General features: G+C 39.5%; 9 protein-coding genes and 1 pseudogene. All 10 read left to right on the top strand.

The genetic code is table 11. From position 1 onward, the window contains the following. The first annotated feature begins 104 nt into the window (after positions 1 to 104). Positions 105 to 3,723 (top strand): annotated as a pseudogene (gene brxC / locus BM294_RS05420) (BREX system P-loop protein BrxC). A 14-nt stretch (positions 3,724 to 3,737) separates the two neighbouring features. Next, positions 3,738 to 7,436: a BREX-1 system adenine-specific DNA-methyltransferase PglX gene (gene pglX / locus BM294_RS05415; protein ID WP_091205542.1), complete on the top strand. Its 3,699-nt coding sequence runs from the start codon at positions 3,738 to 3,740 to the stop codon at positions 7,434 to 7,436. Between the two features lie 46 nt (positions 7,437 to 7,482). Continuing rightward, positions 7,483 to 9,591 (top strand): hypothetical protein, encoded by a 2,109-nt coding sequence (locus BM294_RS15825; RefSeq protein ID WP_175494530.1) that lies wholly within the window; start codon positions 7,483 to 7,485, stop codon positions 9,589 to 9,591. Between the two features lie 3 nt (positions 9,592 to 9,594). Next, positions 9,595 to 11,040 carry a DNA/RNA non-specific endonuclease gene (locus BM294_RS05405; protein WP_091205540.1) on the top strand — a complete coding sequence of 482 codons (1,446 nt, stop codon included), beginning with the start codon at positions 9,595 to 9,597 and terminating at the stop codon, positions 11,038 to 11,040. Positions 11,041 to 11,170: 130 nt separating this feature from the next. Next, positions 11,171 to 12,373, top strand: coding sequence for a PDDEXK nuclease domain-containing protein (locus BM294_RS05400; protein ID WP_091205538.1), 1,203 nt, complete (start codon positions 11,171 to 11,173; stop codon positions 12,371 to 12,373). A 1-nt stretch (position 12,374) separates the two neighbouring features. Beyond that, the gene (gene pglZ / locus BM294_RS05395) at positions 12,375 to 14,891 is read left to right on the top strand and encodes a BREX-1 system phosphatase PglZ type A (RefSeq protein ID WP_091205536.1); all 2,517 of its coding nucleotides are present in this window, start codon (positions 12,375 to 12,377) and stop codon (positions 14,889 to 14,891) included. An 11-nt stretch (positions 14,892 to 14,902) separates the two neighbouring features. Beyond that, positions 14,903 to 17,029: a protease Lon-related BREX system protein BrxL gene (brxL, locus tag BM294_RS05390; RefSeq protein WP_091205534.1), complete on the top strand. Its 2,127-nt coding sequence runs from the start codon at positions 14,903 to 14,905 to the stop codon at positions 17,027 to 17,029. A 73-nt stretch (positions 17,030 to 17,102) separates the two neighbouring features. Continuing rightward, on the top strand, positions 17,103 to 17,438 hold the full coding sequence (locus BM294_RS05385; RefSeq protein ID WP_091205533.1) for a hypothetical protein: 336 nt from the start codon (positions 17,103 to 17,105) through the stop codon (positions 17,436 to 17,438). A gap of 225 nt (positions 17,439 to 17,663) precedes the next feature. Beyond that, positions 17,664 to 18,326 carry a SatD family protein gene (locus BM294_RS05380; protein WP_091205531.1) on the top strand — a complete coding sequence of 221 codons (663 nt, stop codon included), beginning with the start codon at positions 17,664 to 17,666 and terminating at the stop codon, positions 18,324 to 18,326. A gap of 16 nt (positions 18,327 to 18,342) precedes the next feature. Then, positions 18,343 to 18,504, top strand: coding sequence for a DUF3307 domain-containing protein (locus BM294_RS16800; protein ID WP_091205529.1), 162 nt, complete (start codon positions 18,343 to 18,345; stop codon positions 18,502 to 18,504). Positions 18,505 to 18,882 lie beyond the last annotated feature (378 nt).

Below are 18,882 nucleotides of genomic sequence, written 5' to 3'. Positions count from 1 at the left end.
GGTATATGCCACTCATCTATGCCAGGCAGGTTCTTTGTACCACTATTTTTTAACCTAACAGATGGAATCTTTGCTGCTTATCTATGCAGCGGAATGGAGAAGTCATGCAAATAAAAGATATGTTTCAGAAGCCTATAGATCGTGAAATCCAGGGTGTCATCATCGTGGGTCAGGGCGAAGAAACAAATGTATCGCAGGAACTTGAAGAGTATGTAGTTACAAGAGAATTACAGAAGCATTTTGCCGATTTTTTTGAAGCATATAAAAAAGGAATTAACGGAAATACTAACGAAATCGGTGTATGGATCTCCGGTTTCTTCGGAAGTGGTAAATCTCACTTCCTGAAGATCCTTTCATACATCCTTGCGAACAAGGAAATCGATGGTAAAAGGGCCATTGATTATTTTATCGATGACAAGAAGATCTCAGACGCCATGGTGCTCTCAGATATGAAGCTTGCTGCCCAGACTCCGAATGATGTCATCCTTTTCAACATTGATTCGAAGAGTGACAGCAACAGTAAGCAGAACAAGGATGCAATCGTAAATGTTTTCCTCAAGGTCTTCAACGAGATGCAGGGATTCTGCGGAAGCCTGCCGCACCTTGCTGATCTGGAAAGCCAGCTCACAGACGAAGGAAAATATGAACAGTTCAAAGAAGCCTTTGAAGATGAATATGGCTCTGCCTGGGAATCATCAAGACATAAATTTGATTTCATACAGGACGATGTAGTCGAAGCTCTTGTGAACATTGGGTTCATGAGCGAGGCGGCAGCGCGTAACTGGTGTGAAAAAGCGTCAGAGACTTATCGCATCAGCATTGAAGACTTCGCAAAGCGTGTAAAAGAGTATATCGATAAGAAGGGCGAGAACCGCCATGTTGTATTCATGGTTGATGAAGTCGGTCAGTATATCGGTGACGACTCTAACCTCATGCTGAATCTCCAGACAGTAAGAGAAGAGCTCAGCAAAGAATGTAAGGGCAAGGCATGGGTAGTTGTCACCAGTCAGCAGGACGTTGACTCTATCATGAAGGTAAAGGGCAATGACTTCTCAAAGATTCAGGGACGTTTTGCCACAAGACTTGCTCTTTCTTCTGCCAATGTTGACGAAGTAATCAAAAAGAGAATCCTGGCAAAGAACGAGACCGGTGCAGAGACTCTGAGACTTCTCTACGAACAGAAGGCAACACTTATAAAGAACCTTATCGTATTTAATGATGGCGTAGAGAAAAAAACTGTATTTTGATGAGAACGACTTTGCCGGAGTATATCCTTTTGTACCTTACCAGTTCAATCTCCTGGCAAGTGTCCTTACATCCATAAGAACCCATGGAGCTTCCGGAAAGCACCTTTCAGAAGGTGAGCGTTCCATGCTCGCCCTTTTCAAAGAGTCCGCAGTGAAGATCATGAATGAGACAGAAGGTGCCATTGTGCCTTTCCACAGATTCTATGATGCACTTGAGAACTTCCTTGACCATAGTCACAGAAGTGTGATCATCAGAGCCTTTGATAATTCAAAGATCAATCCGGAAAAGAAAACAGATGATGTCTTCACTATCAATGTTCTGAAGACCCTCTTCATGATCAAGTATATCCTTGAGATAGAGGCCAATGTTGAGAACATCACAAGCCTCATGATTGATAACATTGACAACGACCGTATAGAACTTAAGGACAGAGTTGAAGAATCGCTAAAAATCCTTCAACAGCAGATGCTGGTACAGAAGAATGGCAGTCTGTATGTTTTCCTTACCGATGAAGAGCAGGAAATCAATCGTGAGATTGAAAGTCAGAATGTAGAAATGGCTGAAGTCATCAACAAGGTCTCAGAGATGATCTTTGAGGACATATTCTCTGATAAGAGATACAGATACCCGGCTTTCAGCGGAAGATATGCATTCTCATTCAATCAGACCGTGGATGACAGACCATATAAGTCCAATCAGAACTATGACATTGGCTTACGTATCCTAACACCATGGTATGACGGTGGAAACGATGATGCCACACTTCGTATGATGTCAGGCACGAGCAGGGAAGTTGTCGTTCTGTTACCTAACGACTCAGCATTCCTTGAGGAGCTTATGACGTATCTGAAGATAGAGAAGTTCCTTCGTCTCAATACATCATCACAGCTCACAAAGTATGAGACCATCAAGGAAGCAAAGCGTGTGGAAATGAGAGAGCGTAACTCCAACGCGAAGCTTTATCTCACAGAGTCCCTGAAGGCTGCCACCATATATGTGAACGGGGATGTGGCGAACCTTTCATCAAAAGAAGTCACACAGAGAATAAATGAAGCCATAGGCAAACTGGTCCAGACTGTATATCATAAGCTTTCCTACATAGATACCGCTTTTGATGAAGCAAGTATCAGAAAGATGTTCAGTGACACAAACCAGATAAAGCTTGAGCTTGGAAATACAGGTGAGGCCAATGCTCACGCACTTGATGATGTTCTCAGTTTCATTTCCGGAAATGCTCAGATACACATCAAGACTTCCATGAAGACCATCAAGGACAGATTCATGAGTGCTCCTTACGGATTTGTGGAGGATGATGTTCACTGGCTGATAGCGAGACTTTTCAAGAGAAGTGATATTTCCCTTACAGTGAACGGTACTGTTGTAAATCTTCTTAACAAGACTCCTGATGAAATCGTAAACTACATCATCAGGAAACAGTACGTTGATTCCCTTCTTATGGGAGTTAGAGGACACGTTTATGAGAAGTACAAGAAGGTGGTACAGACAGTTGCAAAGGAACTGTTCGGAAGCGCTTTTGTGACAGAAGATGAAGACAGTGTGATGCGTACATTCCAGAAGTATTCAGAGAACAGACTGAATGAGATGAATGCGCTTGCGATAAATTACAACCAGTATGCATTCCCGGGAAAGAAGGTCATAGATTCCGGTAAGAAACTCATGCAGGATTTAGTTCAGTACACGGACCCTAAGGAGTTCTTCGAGTACATCTCAAATAATCAGGACGATCTTCTGGATTATGCAGAAGATTACGATCCTGTAAAGTCTTTCTTCAGCGGTGAACAGCAGAAGATCTTCGCAAGAGCCCTGGATATGCTGGATATATATGAGGACAGTAAGACTTATATCGTGGATAAGAATCTTGAGAATATCGTTTCCGAGATGCAACGGATAGTGAAGCTGGAGTCTCCTTACAGAGAGATTCCGAAGCTTCCTGACCTCAGAGATAAATTCATGAACGCCTACACGACAGTTCTTGAAAATGCAGCTATCCCTGTTAAAAAATCCATTGAAGATGACAAGGACAGGGTAATAGAAGTTATAGATACTAAAGAATATAAGGATGAAAAGAAAGCGGGATATCTCCATCTGTTCAGCGAGATATGGGACGGTGCAGACACCTGTAACAATGTATCGAGACTGAGAGCGTATGCAGACAAGGCGAGCGCACTTAAGATAAGACTTCTGGATGAGATGAATGATCTCGATGCTGAACTTGCGGCTAAAAATGCAAGAGAAGAACAGCTTAAAAAGCAGAAGCCGGACGAACCTAACACTGATCTTGTTATCGAAGTACCGAAAAAGAAAAAAACAAAGAATGTCACCATTAAGAATGTGGCGCATACATCCTCCTGGAGGATCGAAAAGGCAGAGGATGTAGACAGATATATAGAAGAACTCAGGAAATCACTTCTTGGGGAACTTAATCAGAACGACATCGTTAATGTCGAGTTTTGAGATTGGAGTAATTGATGAATAAAACCGCTATAAAAAACTTCGCGATTTGGGCAAGAAACAAGCTGATTGCAGACATACAGTACAAGGCAGGACTTATGGGAGTAACAATGGATGGGATAAAGAGTCCTCTCCCACAGTCTACAAGGGAGACTCAGTTCTTTGATATCGGAACTGCAGAACCCTATGCCATTTCAGGTGAAGAAATAAAGCAGAGGGAAAGCCTTGCCAAGGTAATAACCAAGAAGGCAGAAGAGACAGACTATGCCACTGCATACAAGTATGTCGTTGAAGGGGTTGCCTACACTTGGTTCAACAGACTTATAGCGGTTCGTTTCATGGAGGTCAACGACTATCTTCCTTCACATATCAGGGTACTTTCTTCTGAAAGCGGAAAGATGGAACCTGACCTCGTCACCAATCCTTTTGACGCAGAACTACCTCTGTCGGAAGAAGAGAAAGAGAAGATAGTAAGCTTCAAAAATGACAATAAGCTCGATGAATGCTTCAGGATGCTCTTCATCAAGCAGTGCAATGCTTTGAATGAAGTTCTTCCGGCTCTTTTCGAAAAGACTTCTGATTATACAGAGGTACTGCTCAATGTATCTGCCATAGATAAGGAAGGGGTAGTCTATCATTTGGTGAACGATATCCCTGAGGAAGACTTCAACATAGAGCAGGGCGGACAGGTCGAGATCATAGGATGGCTTTATCAATACTACAATACTGAGCCAAAGAATGAAGCATTTGCAAAAAAGACAAAGATCACAAAGGAAGAGATTCCTGCAGTTACCCAGCTTTTTACTCCGGACTGGATTGTCCGTTATATGGTGGAGAACAGTCTCGGTCGTATGTGGGTGGAGGGGCATCCAAACGATAGTCTCAAGAAAAACTGGAAATATTATCTTGAAGAAGCGGAGCAGGAGCCGGAGGTAAAGGAGAAACTTGCTGAAATACATAGTGAATATGCAAAGCTGAATCCGGAAGACATTCATTTCATAGATCCATGTATGGGAAGTGGCCATATCCTGGTCTATGCATTCGAAGTATTTATGCAGATTTATGAATCTGCAGGATACAGCAAAAGAGATGCAGCGAAGAGTATCCTTGAACATAATCTCTATGGACTTGATATCGATGACAGAGCCTATCAGATGGCGTACTTTGCGGTAATGATGAAGGCTCGTCAGTATATCCGCTGGAATCAGCTTGCGAATGCAGCCTGCCATGTATATTCAATTCAGGAATCTAACGGTATAAACAGAGATCAGCTCACATACTTCGGAGCTGGTCTTAGTGACGAAGAAAAAAAAGAAGCCATAAATCAGGTCCAGGGCTTACTTGATACTTTCAAGGATGCCAAGGAATATGGTTCTATTATTAATGTTGAAAACTATGACTGGAACCTACTAAGAAGATTTGCAGATAATATAGATGTTAATGGTCAGATGACCTTTGATGTCATGGGCATCGATGAGACTCAGGAGAAGATTCGAGAGTTGACTAATATTGGTGAGACTATGGCACGAAAATATGAGGTGTGCACGACTAACCCGCCTTATATGGGTTTTAAGGGTATGAATACAAATATGGCAGAGTATCTAAAAACCAATTACTTTGATTATAAATCTGATTTGTTTTCAACGTTTATTATCAAATGTACATCGCTATGTAAAAAAGATGGTTTTTCTGGATTCCTCTCTCCGTATGTTTGGATGTTCATTCAGAGTTATGAAAAACTTCGTGAATATTTATATCATGGGCATACCATTCAAACGCTAATACAGTTTGAGTATTCAGCTTTTGAGGAAGCAACAGTTCCTATATGTACTTTTGTTGTTAGAAATAGAAATATAAATAAAAATGGATGCTATATCAGACTGACAGATTATATTGGAGGAATGGAGGTTCAGAGAATAAAAGCGCTTGAAGCTATTAGGAATCATGACTGTGGGTTTTATTTTGAAGCGGATAGTTCTACTTTTGAAAATATCCCAGGAAAACCAGTGGGATATTGGGTGCCTCGATTTGCACTTGAAGCTTTTAAGGGAAAAAGAATTGATTTTTATGCAGAAACTAAACAGGGATTCAAGACGGGAAATAATGACTTGTTTTTGAAATTGTGGTTCGAGGTGGGCAAGAATAAAACAGCTCTCAAAAAAGAAAATGGAAAAAAATGGTATCCATGTAATAAGGGTGGAGACTATAGAAAATGGTATGGAAATAAGTCGTATGTAGTGGATTGGGAGAATGATGGTTCGAAACTAAAAGGATATAAGGACGAGAATGGAAGGCTTCTTTCTAGACCACAGAATATTGCTTTTAACTTTCGAGAGGGCTTATCGTGGTCAACTATTTCCTCTGGACCAGTTTCTTTTAGATTCAGCGATGAAAATATGATGTTTGAATCAAAGGGATCTATGTGCTTTATTAAAAACAAAAAGGATACAATGCCTATATTTGCTTTTTTGAACTCTAATGTATGCATGTATTATTTGAAAATTATAGCACCCACATTAGACTATTCCGAAGGGGCTATATTAAAACTACCGGTGATATCAACAGAAATGAATTGCAATTACACCATAGAGAACTGCATAGAGTATTCAAGAAATGATTGGAATTCATTTGAAACGTCATGGGATTATGAAGAACACCCTCTTGTTAGATTGTCGAAGGAACTATGGGATGCCACATCAATTGCTGCTTCTATGCAATATTACTACGGATGGCATACGAAAGTAAGTTGTCCCCTTGAACTTTGCTTCATGCTATGGCAGGGAGAATGTAACGAACGTTTTAAAAAACTCAAGGAGAATGAAGAAGAACTGAATCGCATCTTTATTAACATCTATGGACTGCAGGATGAGCTTAGGCCTGATGTTGATGACAAGGATATAACCGTTCGCAAGGCAGATCTTCAGAGAGACATTAAGAGCCTGATTTCCTATGCTGTTGGTTGTATGTTCGGACGTTATTCATTAGATGTTGAAGGACTTGCTTATGCCGGTGGTGAATGGGATGCAAGTAAGTATTCGACATTTATTCCAGATGCTGACAATATTCTTCCTATCACCGATGAGGAGTATCTTGAAGATGACATCGTAGGTCTTCTCATTGCATGGTTAAAGAAGGTATATGGTGCTGAGACATTGGAACAGAATCTTGATTTCATAGCCAAGGCACTTGGAAATAAGGGCAATTCTTCAAGAGAGATCATCAGAAATTATTTCCTGAATGACTTCTTCAAGGATCATTGTCAGACCTATTCTGTGACAGGATCCGGAAAGAGACCAATCTACTGGCTCTTTGACAGTGGTAAACAGAACGGATTTAAGGCGTTGATCTATCTCCATAGATATAATGCTGATACCATCGGAAACCTGAGAGTTGATTATCTTCACAGGATGCAGCGTGTTTATGAGTCGGAGATTGGACGTATGCAGGACATGATAGACCACAGCACCAACAGCCGTGAAGTGGGGGCTGCAACAAAGCGAAAGGAAAAGCTTCAGAAGCAGCTTAAAGAGTGCCGGGAGTATGATGAGAAGATCGGTCATTTGGCATTAGCCAGAACAGAACTGGATCTCGATGATGGCGTGAAGTACAACTACAGAAAGGTTCAGCTTGGTAGTGACGGTAAGTTCTATGAGGTGCTTGCTGATAGTAAGGCGATCATGATGGATGCGGAGAAGTTTAGGGCTTTCAAGAAGTAGAATTGTTTGTTATGTAGTTCAAAGCTTGAAAAGGAGAATTTGTAGTATGAGTAAGCATTTAGGCTATAGAGGCTTAGCAGTAATTCTTTCAACAGGTATTTTATGTTCAAGTATTAGTGGATGTGGAAATAGTACCAAAACTAGTGCACCGGTTGAAACTATAGAGGAAACAAGTTCAGAAACAAATACAGAAGAGACCAGTGTAGATCTTGAAGCAGCACGAAAGGCAGAGGAGGAAGCTAAGAAAGCTGAAGAAGAAGCTAAAAAGGTTGCTGAGGAGGCTAGAAAAGCCGAGGAAGAAGCTAAAAAAGCTGAAGAACAAGCAAAAGTCGAAGGGGAACGTCTAAAAGCCGAAGCTGAAGCTAAAAAGGCTGAAGAAGATAGACTTAAAGCCGAAGCTGAAGCTAAAAAGGCTGAGGAAGAACGGAAAAAAGCTGAAGAAGCTGAAGAGGCGCAAAGACTTAAGGCTCAACAGGAAGCAGATAATGCGTTAACTCCTACCCAGCTGACTTCAATTAATATGCTGAATTATATGACAGTTCTTACACAGGAAATAAATGCCTCAAAAGGTAATCAGTTATTCTTAGAATCAGCCAGGACTTCTTTATATAACGATACAAACTTAAAAGCTGTTGATACAAAGACACAGGCTCAAATAAAGCAACTAGTTGGAATAATAGATCAGTACAGAATGGTTGATGTTAAAAGAAAAAGATTACAGTTCATATATGAACAGAATCAGGCTCAGGCACTTAGGCAGGCTATACCTAATCCTATGGGTCTTTTAAGTGCTGTGCAATCAGGAAGTCTTTTGAAGGCAGCTGCTTCTGTTGTTTATATGGCAGTTGATTCAGCAACAAGTTATAAAGCAGCTCAGAATCAGGCTGAACTCCAATTTATTAAAGAAGGATGGGAACTTGATGATACGGAGACTGCGATACTGCAAAACAGCACAACTGCACAATTTGACTATATGTGTAACATGGTAAGAGATTACGATCTTCCTGATGAATATGTTGTAAGGGATACAGACGTTAAATCATTTGTGGATTGGTCTAATAAAACAAACTTGGTTTCGAAAATAGACTGGCTTAAGGCTAATGAGAAGACATATCAGAAGTTCGGCCCATATTGGTTAGAGTTAGTTAAAGATTACTATAAGTCTGAAGATTATCAGAGCTGTTTGAAAGCCATTGCTAAGTATGAAGAAATTTCTGCGAAGATAACAAGAAAAGACAATGATTACGCAGAAGCACTTCCGATGGTTATTATCGCGGCAAAAGAAACGAAGACTAAAAAGGATTACATCGATACAGCCAGAAAATATTGCAAAGCAATAGTGGATAACACAAAAGATGAAGATTGGGCTTTAAGATATTTTGTTGCTCAGATTTATTTGGATGTTTATGCACAAAGCAAAGAGAAGGCTGATTTAAAGAAGGCTTATGATATTGTTTACTACAATGTTAATACACTGGTAGATGAGCAGAGGACTCTTAATGCTACATATTTGGCTCCGATAGTTAAAGCAGAAGCAAAAAAGGATGCTACGAAGAGAGAAAAAGAGGAAGTAAAACAATATAATACCTTAATTAAAGACGAGCGAAAGGTGGCTGTTCCGCCTGTTAGCGAAGCTTTGTATTTAAATTGCGATTTATTATTTGCAATTGCCGATAAACTGGGTATTGATGCAAAGGAAAAGAATAAAATTAATGGTTTACTACATGAGAATAACGAGGATCTTTTCCTTACAAAAACGCTTGACAATAAGTTTAGAATCAGCGGCGATGTTAAAGCTATAAACGAAAAGGATATAAATATTTCATTTGATGGAAAGGAGATGACTATTCCGGTTACCTGTATTTCTGATAGATCAAAGGTAACGGCGACAATAACCGGTGGCGCGACAAATGAAACACTTGATGATTGGGAGATATCTGAGGTTGAAAGACCAAAGAATTCCAATTATTCAGATTATATTGTCACTTTGACCAGTAAAAAAGGAAAAGATCATAAATATCAGGTTGGTGAGAAGATAAAGATTACAGTAGTTCCTGTCGTGGATTCACCTAATGATGCTATCAATTTTTCATATGAAGTAATTCCTACCAAAATAGCATTCATAATCGATTGGACTGATTTTGAAAGGAAATGATAGATGAAACGCTATTTTACAGTAGTTGTAGCAGTTATATTACTATTTACTAATATAATTACAGCATATGCATGTGACGAAAATCAAAGCAACATACGTGTCAGAGAAATTCTTTTTGGAGATGATGCACTAAGGTATTCCTCTGATGAAAATGTAAAATTGTTATTGGATGCAATGTATTTGTGCTGCGAACAGGCTGATAATCAAGGTCAGAATAAAGTTGATCAGTTGAAATTAAAAAAAGTAGATAGTGTTCCTTCTATAAGCGATATAAACATAAAAAACGGTGAATTGATTGATTGTTCACACATAGCATGGGATTCTGAATATCTGACGAATAAAAAGGCTCGTAAAAACAGAAAAAGATTATTACAGAATGCTGTCAACAAAGTTTTTGACTTCGGACTATTTAACAACTGGTTTGGGAGTGAAACCGGAAAATGTAATAGTTTTGCTGCGTTATTATATTACTCACACATTTTGGCAGATTATTTAGCTGATGATCCTGAGGATACAGAAACACAGGTAAAAGGAAAATCAGTTTCGGCTTATTGTGGTCAACCGTATATAGAATTGAATAACAATAAACCAAACTTTACGATAGATCAGAAGAATACAAAGGCTACATTTATTAACTATAGTTCGCTGGATAAATTTGGCAGAGCTGGTGTTGTGTTTGCTTGCATAGGAGCGGATACAATTTCAAACGTTGGTGAAAGAAAAAACATGGTCAAATTAAGACCATCAGGTTTCAATTTGAATAAAGATAATTATGACGGCATTGTAAACTCTCAACCTGCATATGTTTATTATAGATGTCATCTTTTGGCTCATTCATTAGGCGGTGAAGAGCAAGAAACAAATCTTGTCACAGGAACAAACTATATGAATAATCAGGGAATGAAGCCATTTGAAGATGACGTTGCTAAGTATATTAAAAGCACAGGAAATCATGTTCTTTATCGAGCAACACCTATATTTGATGGTGATAATAAAGTTGTATCAGGCGTTCAGATTGAAGCATTTTCCATCGAAGATGCAGGAAATGGTATTTGCTTCAATGTATATTTTTATAATGTTCAGCCTGGAATAAATATTAATTATGCATCAGGTGAAAATGAACTTGCAGATATGATTCATGATTCTGAAGTTGGTATTCCTTTTGTAGTTAATAATTCAAGTGAAAGTAATCCGGACTTGATTTACGAAGTGAATAAACACCTAGCAGTGCTGTTTGATGATCAAAAGAATTCAGGTATTTATAATACAATGATGGGAGATATTAATACTATAGCATATGAAACAAGGTCAATAGGGACCAATGGAGATAACTCCGCTAGTCAGTATTTAAAAATGAAGAATTATGAATATCAGTATTATAAAACATTAAAACTGTATGTTCCTATGTTGCTTAGAAATGAAGAGTTTTTCAAATCGGTTTTCAAGTAGGATTTATGCTATCTTATTCTGATGGAAATGATGGATGAGAATCCTGATAAGAGAGCAAATCTCGAAAATTTGATTAAAATGCTTAACGCATAAAACATGGCTTATTCAATAAGCAGGAGGTGCCATTCTGATGGCTGAATTTACAAATAAACCTTTTATAGTACATTCTCATGATGTGCTGTTGGATGATGATTACATTTCTTGGATGTGTGATATCAAACAACGTTTCAAGAATTCGCAAATCAAGGCGGCAATGAAGGTCAATTCTGAACAATTATTGTTTAATTGGCAGTTAGGGCGAGATTTGGTTGCAATGCATCCGGAGGAAAAATGGGGAAATGGCATTGTTGAGCAAATAAGTCTTGACTTACAGAATGCATTTCCAAATGCAAGGGGGTTTTCTGCCAGAAACCTTTGGTTCATGAAACAGTGGTATTCATTTTATGCATTAAAAAGTGAGACCTCTGAACTCATCAAGGACTTAGAAGACAGTATCATTGTTAAAGAAAAAACACTGAAGCAAGTTGCTTCAGTAATTCAAGAACCAACACTGAAGCAACCTGCTTCAGAAATGTATTTTCCAGAAATTTTTTCCTATGTCCCATGGATGCATCATGTTCTTATCATTCAGAAATGCAAAACAATTGAAGAAGCACTTTTTTACATAAAAAGGACAGTTGAGGAAGGGTTGAGTCGTAATGCATTGGATAACAGCATTAGGGCTGATATGTTTCACAGTATGGGTGGAGCTATTACGAACTTCGATGAAAAACTTCCGGTACCACAGGGAAAACTTGCTAAGGAGCTTCTAAAGGAAAAGTATGACCTTGGATTTATTGCTCTACCTGAAGAATATGATGAAACCGAATTAGAAGATGCCATTGAGCAGCGTATGACAAGATTTTTGCTGGAACTTGGCGCTGGATGGGCCTTTGTTGGTCGGCAAAAGGAAATGGTCATTGCTGGAAAGACAAGAAAAATAGATTTGTTGTTTTATCATATTTATTTGCGTTGTTATGTGGTAATCGAACTTAAAGTAAAGCCATTTGAACCTGAATTTGCCGGAAAATTAAATTTTTATGTAAATGCTGTGAATGAGCTGATACGGAGAGAAGGCGATAATCCTTCCATAGGACTTTTGATTTGCAAAGATATGGACAAAACTGAAGTACAGATGGCGTTCGAAGGAATAACCACGCCAATGGGTGTTGCAACATATGACAATATCAAGGTTAAAGAAATCCAGGAACATTTACCGTCTGCAGAGGAGATTCAGAAACAGATAGAACTTGCAGAAGAAGAGTATAAGCTGACTAGGAAAAAAGGACATTAAAATGGCTGAATTAAACTTAAAACAGATAATAGACAGGCTGAATACAGAGTTTACGGGCGATGTCCGTAAGCTCGTATTTTGGTACGATGATAAGGCTGAATTTGAGGAAGATATAGATTCGGTTGAACTGGAAAATGCAAAGGTCTATAAGCTCAAAAAAGATAATCAGTTTTATACGAAGTATTTCCTTGAAAGAGAGGATACCACAACTAATTATCTGATATATGCACCGTTTCCTAAGCCTGATGTGAAAGACAATCATCTAGAAGATACTTTGCTTTATTCAAAGAGATTTTTTGCAGATAGAGCTTCGCTTTTGTCTGTGGATCTGGGCATTGAGGAAAAGTATAAACATGTCATAGAGAAGCATATCAAGTTCTTTGGGAACAAGGATAGAACTCAGCGTTTCTATGATCTGGAAATCGAGAACTTCAATGAGGAAAATATTCTGGTCGGACTTCTCAGCGCTGTATGTAAAACCAAGACCTGCTCTTTTGAAGAGGTAGTAAGGATAGTCATCACCCAGGGAGATATAGAAGATAATAAATATCTTGAGGAGATGGATAAATATGAGCTCCTGGGAGCTTTCTGGCGGCTTTGTGAACAGCAATTCGGCTACATCGATCCGGAGCCCACTCTTGAAAGATTAATTGTCACTCTTTTTGTGACATATGCTGATAGATATATCCGAGGAGAAGTTCCTGTGTCCTGGAGAAACTTTGTTTCCATGAAGCAGGGCAATGTTATCGCGTTCCTCGATAATATGATGAACAGTATCCTTTTTAGTGCTGATTTTGACAGGCTGTCTCAGCATGTGGCCACAGGGCTTAAGGTAAAGGAAAATCTTTCACAGTATAGTGCTGAAGATATCATACATCTGGAAAGCTTTTCATTTGTAGATGAACTTATTCTCAGATGGATGACTGAAAGAATCCTGTCTGAAGATGTGGGTGCAAAGCTTGATGAGCTTAGCTTGCTCCAGATTTGTGACATGCGTTCAAAGATGCATTTCGGTGAGCTTTACAGAGATCAGTATGCGATGCTGGAAAATGCTCTTTCGGTTGTCAATGCTGCGAACTATGGCGGCAGTGATGATATGAGAGACATTGTAAAGAAATACGAATCAGAGGATCACTTGATAGACAGGACATACAGGAAGTTCTATTTCTATCATGACAAGCTTGAAGACACGGCTCCATATGAGAAGCTGCAGAGTCTTGTTGAAAACATTTATACCAATGAGTATCTGAATGATCTGATTCCAAGATGGAACTCTGCTCTTACAAGTGAAGATGGGCTGAAGGTACTTCCTTTGCAGAGAAACTTCTATAGCAGATACGTGAACCAATCTAAAGAAAGAACTGTTGTAATCATATCTGATGCTATGAGATATGAAGTGGGTTACGAGCTTTTGATGAAGATGAAGGATGACCCGAGATGTACGGCAAAGCTTTCTCCTATGATGAGTTCGCTTCCTTCGTATACAAGGCTTGGAATGGCTGCATTACTGCCTCATGACACTTTGGAGATGAGAGATGACTATGAGGTTTATGCTGACGGTATCCTCTGTAATGACCTCGCAGGAAGACAGACCGTTCTGCAGAGACATTGTAAGGACAGTGTCTGCGTTCAGTTCGATGACATTAAGAATCTCAAGAAGACTGAACTAAGAAATATCTTTACCGGAAAGCAAATAGTCTATGTTTATCACAATCAGATCGATGCGAGAGGAGATAAGCCTAACACTGAAGATGAGGTGTTCGTGGCATGTGATGAGGCAATCAGAGAGATCGTGGATCTGATGCATAAGATCACGATAAATGCCAATACTTATAAGTTCATAGTTACATCAGATCATGGGTTTATCTATAAACGTGACAAGCTGAGCGAGAGTGATAAGATCGGCGGTATGAGCGGTAAAGACGCCTGGATCAACAGGAGATATATCGTATCAAAAACCCCGATTCAGGAGGATGGTATTTCAAATATCGGCTTAGGATATCTGATGGGTAATGATGACGACAAGGTTGTGTCATTCCCATCCAGCAGCAATGTGTTCAAGGTTTCCGGGGGCGGACAGAATTACGTTCATGGAGGTTCATCGCCTCAGGAAATGATCATTCCGGTGCTTGAGTTAAAGATGGAACGTGGGCATATGGAAACAAAGCCTGTTTCCATAAGTCTAGTGAGCATGATCCAGAAGATAACGAATCTGATCACAGGCATGGATTTCATTCAGTCAGAGCCTGTAAGTGATACAGTGAAGGAAACTACTTACCGCCTGTTATTTGAGTCCGAGGATGGTGAGCGTATTTCCAATGAAAATATTTACGTGGCGGACAGCAGGGAGCCTGATTCGGCAAAGAGAATATTCCGTATGAGATTCAACTTCAAGAATCAGAAGTATGATAAGAATAAGCAGTATTATCTTGTGGTGACAGATGACAACACCGGACTTGAGCTTTTCAGACATTCGGTGATAATGGATCTTACTTTTGCGGATGACTTTAACTGGTGAGGGATGTATTTATGAGTTTAGAGCTTACAAATGAGAATAAGGACTTCATAGCGGATAAGAATGCAGCTATCAACCTGAAATTGCGAGAAAAATTCGATGGGAAGATAGTCCGTAAAGATCTCACCAAACATATAAAGGAAGGTGCCAATGTTCCTGTATATGTTTTGGAATATCTTTTGGGGCAGTACTGCAATTCTGATGATGAAGAGATCATAGCTTCCGGTGTTGAAAGTGTAAAACACATTTTAGCGGATAACTATGTTCGTCCGGATGAATCTGAGAAGATCCTGTCCAGGCTTCGCCAGCGCGGCACCATGAGCATCATTGACAGGGTAACTGTGAGTCTGAATCTTAAGTATGATCAGTACGAAGCTCAGTTCTCAAATCTTGGTTTAGGTGGTGTTCCGATTTCCGAGGAGTATCCGGAAAAATACGACCGCCTTCTTTGCGGCGGAATTTGGTGCATAATCCAGCTTGAATACAATGCCGCTATGGAGGAATCCAATCCTATAGGTTTTTCTTTGGAAGAGCCTAAGAAGAAAAAGAAGAAGGATGCTCCGGTAATCACTATAAGCAGACTGAAGCCTATTCAGATGCCGTCAGTGGACATAAATGAACTCAAGGAAGGGCGTAAGGCTTTCACCAAGGAAGAATGGATAGATATCATGCTTCGTTCTATTGGAATGGAGCCTGACAGACTGACGGAAAGAGAAAAGTGGCTGTTGCTTCTTAGAATTGTTCCGCTTGTTGAGAACAATTTTAATCTTTGCGAGCTTGGTCCTCGTAGTACAGGTAAATCTCATATCTATAAGGAAGTATCACCAAACAGCATCCTTGTCTCGGGCGGACAGACCACTGTTGCTAATCTTTTCTACAATATGGGCAGCCATGCAATGGGACTTGTAGGAATGTGGGACTGTGTCGCATTTGATGAAGTTGCAGGCATCAACTTCAAGGACAAAGATGGCGTACAGATCATGAAAGACTACATGGCATCGGGGTCTTTTGCACGAGGGAAAGAGGAAAAGGCTGCTTCTGCATCTATGGTTTTTGTCGGAAACATTAACCAAAGTGTTGATGTGCTTTTAAAGACAAGCAGCTTATTTGATCCATTTCCACCTGTCATGGGGACGGATACGGCTTTCCTTGACAGAATGCACTGCTATATTCCCGGGTGGGAGATTCCGAAGTTCAGACCGGAGCATTTTACCAATGATTATGGCTTCATCACCGATTATCTTGCAGAGTTTGTGAGAGAACTTCGTAAGGAGCAGTATGGAGACGCTATCGAAAGGTATTTCCGTTTAGGAAAGAATCTTAATCAGAGAGATACTATAGCTGTACGAAGGATAGTAGATGGTCTGGTGAAGATTGTATATCCAAATGGCGAGTTTACTAAAGAAGAATTGGAAGAGATCATACAGATTGCGCTGGAGATGCGCCGAAGAGTAAAAGAGCAGCTTAAAAAGCTTGGCGGCATGGAGTTCTATGATGTTAATTTCTCATACATAGATAACGAGACATTTGAAGAGCACTATGTTTCTGTACCTGAGCAAGGCGGTGGAAAACTGATTCCGGAAGGCATGATGAATCCCGGACAGATCTATACCGTTTCTCCCGGAAAGTCGGGAATGATAGGTGTGTTCAGGCTGGAGTCACAGATGCTTCCGGGAAGCGGAAAGTTTGACAGAACTGGTCTTGGGGCGGATCGTGAATGTAAAGAAGCCGTTGACACGGCATACAGCTATTTAAAGGCAAACGGTAACAGAATCAGTGGTTCTCTTGGAGCGCAGAACAAAGATTTTATCATCAATTATCAGGATCTGCAGGGACTTGGAATGACGAAGACCCTGGCATTACCAACACTTGTTGCTTTGTGTTCGATTGCTCTTCAGAGACCGGTACAGAGTTCTATGGTAGTTCTTGGAGATTTCAGCATCGGAGGAACAGTACTGAAGGTTGAGAATCTTGCTAGCACATTACAGGTATGCCTGGATAGTGGTACAAAGAAGGTACTTCTTCCTGCAGCAACTATGATGGACCTCGCGACAGTACCGCCTGATCTTTTTGCTGCATTCCAGCTTGTTCCTTATAGTGACCCGGTTGATGCGGTGTTTAAGGCGTTGGGGGTTGAATAAGCCTGGTGGATTTGCTTCTGTCAGGCAGGTATTCATGTAAAAAAACATCCAATAACGTATGAGGTGGAAAGTAATGGTTGGTAAATATCCTGTTATCACTCTTTGTGGTAGTACACGATTTAAAGATGAATTTATAGAAGCTCAGAAGAGGCTGACATTGGAAGGAAACATAGTCATCAGTGTTGGCATGTTTGGACACTCCGGTGATGATGAAGTCTGGGATGGGATGGACGAAGGAACAGTTTCCCAGACAAAGGAAATGCTTGATGACATGCATAAGAGGAAAATCGATATGGCAGACTCTATATATGTAATTAATGTTGGAGGCTATATCGGAGACAGCACACGTTCGGAAATAGAATATGCCGGAGTCCACGGGAAGGAAGTAAGGTATCTAGAGGAGTGCTAATGAACAAAGACCTGATTGTATAAAATGAATGGCTCTGTCACAATAAGGGGTTGATATTCGCAAAATTCAACCTTTTATTGCGACAGAGCCAAATCTAAAAGAAGCGGCTTCTTTTTTTATCAACAGCATACGTTTATAGTGTATATATTGTTGCTATACATTAATTAGGTATTATCGACATTTATACGCTATATAGGTATAATTGTTTGAGTGAGAGGTATTTATATGTACATTGCTATCATTGGAGATATCAGGGATTCAAAAAAAATACAGGATCGTTTTACTGTTCAGAAAACACTCAAATCTATTCTTGAGGAGATAAATATAATTTACCAAAATGATATCGCTGCAAATTTCCTGATCACGTTGGGGGATGAATTTCAAGGCATATTGTCTCTTCCCAACCACATCATGGAAATTATTCATTACATAAAAAAACATATGTATCCTGTATCAATAAGGTTTGGTATAGGTTTTGGAGATATATCAACAGATATAAATATGGATGCAGCGATTGGGGCAGATGGACCTGCTTTTTATGCAGCAAGGAATGCTATAAATTTTCTTCATGACAGTGAACGAAAATTAAAGGCTCGTTCATCGGATGTAAAGATAGAATTTTACAACATGGATGACAGATTCCTTCTGAAAGAGAGTGTTAATGCATTGCTTTCACTTACCAAAATCATAGAATATGGGTGGAATGAAAACCAGAGAAGAACTGTATGGGAAATGATGGATACCGGAGAGACCCAGGAAGTGTGTGCAAAAAAAATGAACACAACTCAGCCAACCATAGCCCGCAGACTTTCGGATGCAAATTATCTTGTATATCTTGATACACTTGAACTAATAAAAAAAGAAATGGAAAGGCTTATGGAATTGTAAGACTAAATATCTTCTTTTGTTTTTTCTTGGACATGTACTTGGAGATTTTTATTTTCAGACAGATCAAATGGCAAAACTAAAAGAAAAGAGATATTCCGGTGTGCTTCTTCATTCATTTGAATATGCCTTGACAATATTCATATTAACTTCATCATCAACCACTGTGATGTCTAAATAATCATTCATATCTTACCTCATTTTCTTTCCGACAGCCCACCTGAACGGCTGTCTAACTATTTGGTAGTTCTCCTTTGTTTTAAAACTTTCCAATTTAATCATTACACATATATTATGACTTTTTCAGTAATAATAAAAATGAGGACGATACTTTTATAAAAACGGCGATTATCAACCGTTTATTGTGACAGAGCCAAATGAATAAGTGATTAGATAAGAGCTTGCTGAATCCGGACAGGAAGCTCTTATTTTTATAATACAGGGTATTTGTGCCGAATTATTTGTTGGAGAAACCTTGTGACTAGACCTATTCACATAAACAGATGTCAGTTTATGGAACTTTATTTGTTCACTAAATATTATTTACTTCTCTTACGAA

Origin of the sequence: Oribacterium sp. WCC10 (assembly GCF_900113415.1) — a bacterium.
Taxonomy (GTDB): domain Bacteria; phylum Bacillota; class Clostridia; order Lachnospirales; family Lachnospiraceae; genus Oribacterium.
The sequence above is the reverse complement of the archived record's forward strand: the minus strand, read 5'-3'. Positions and strand labels throughout refer to the sequence as shown.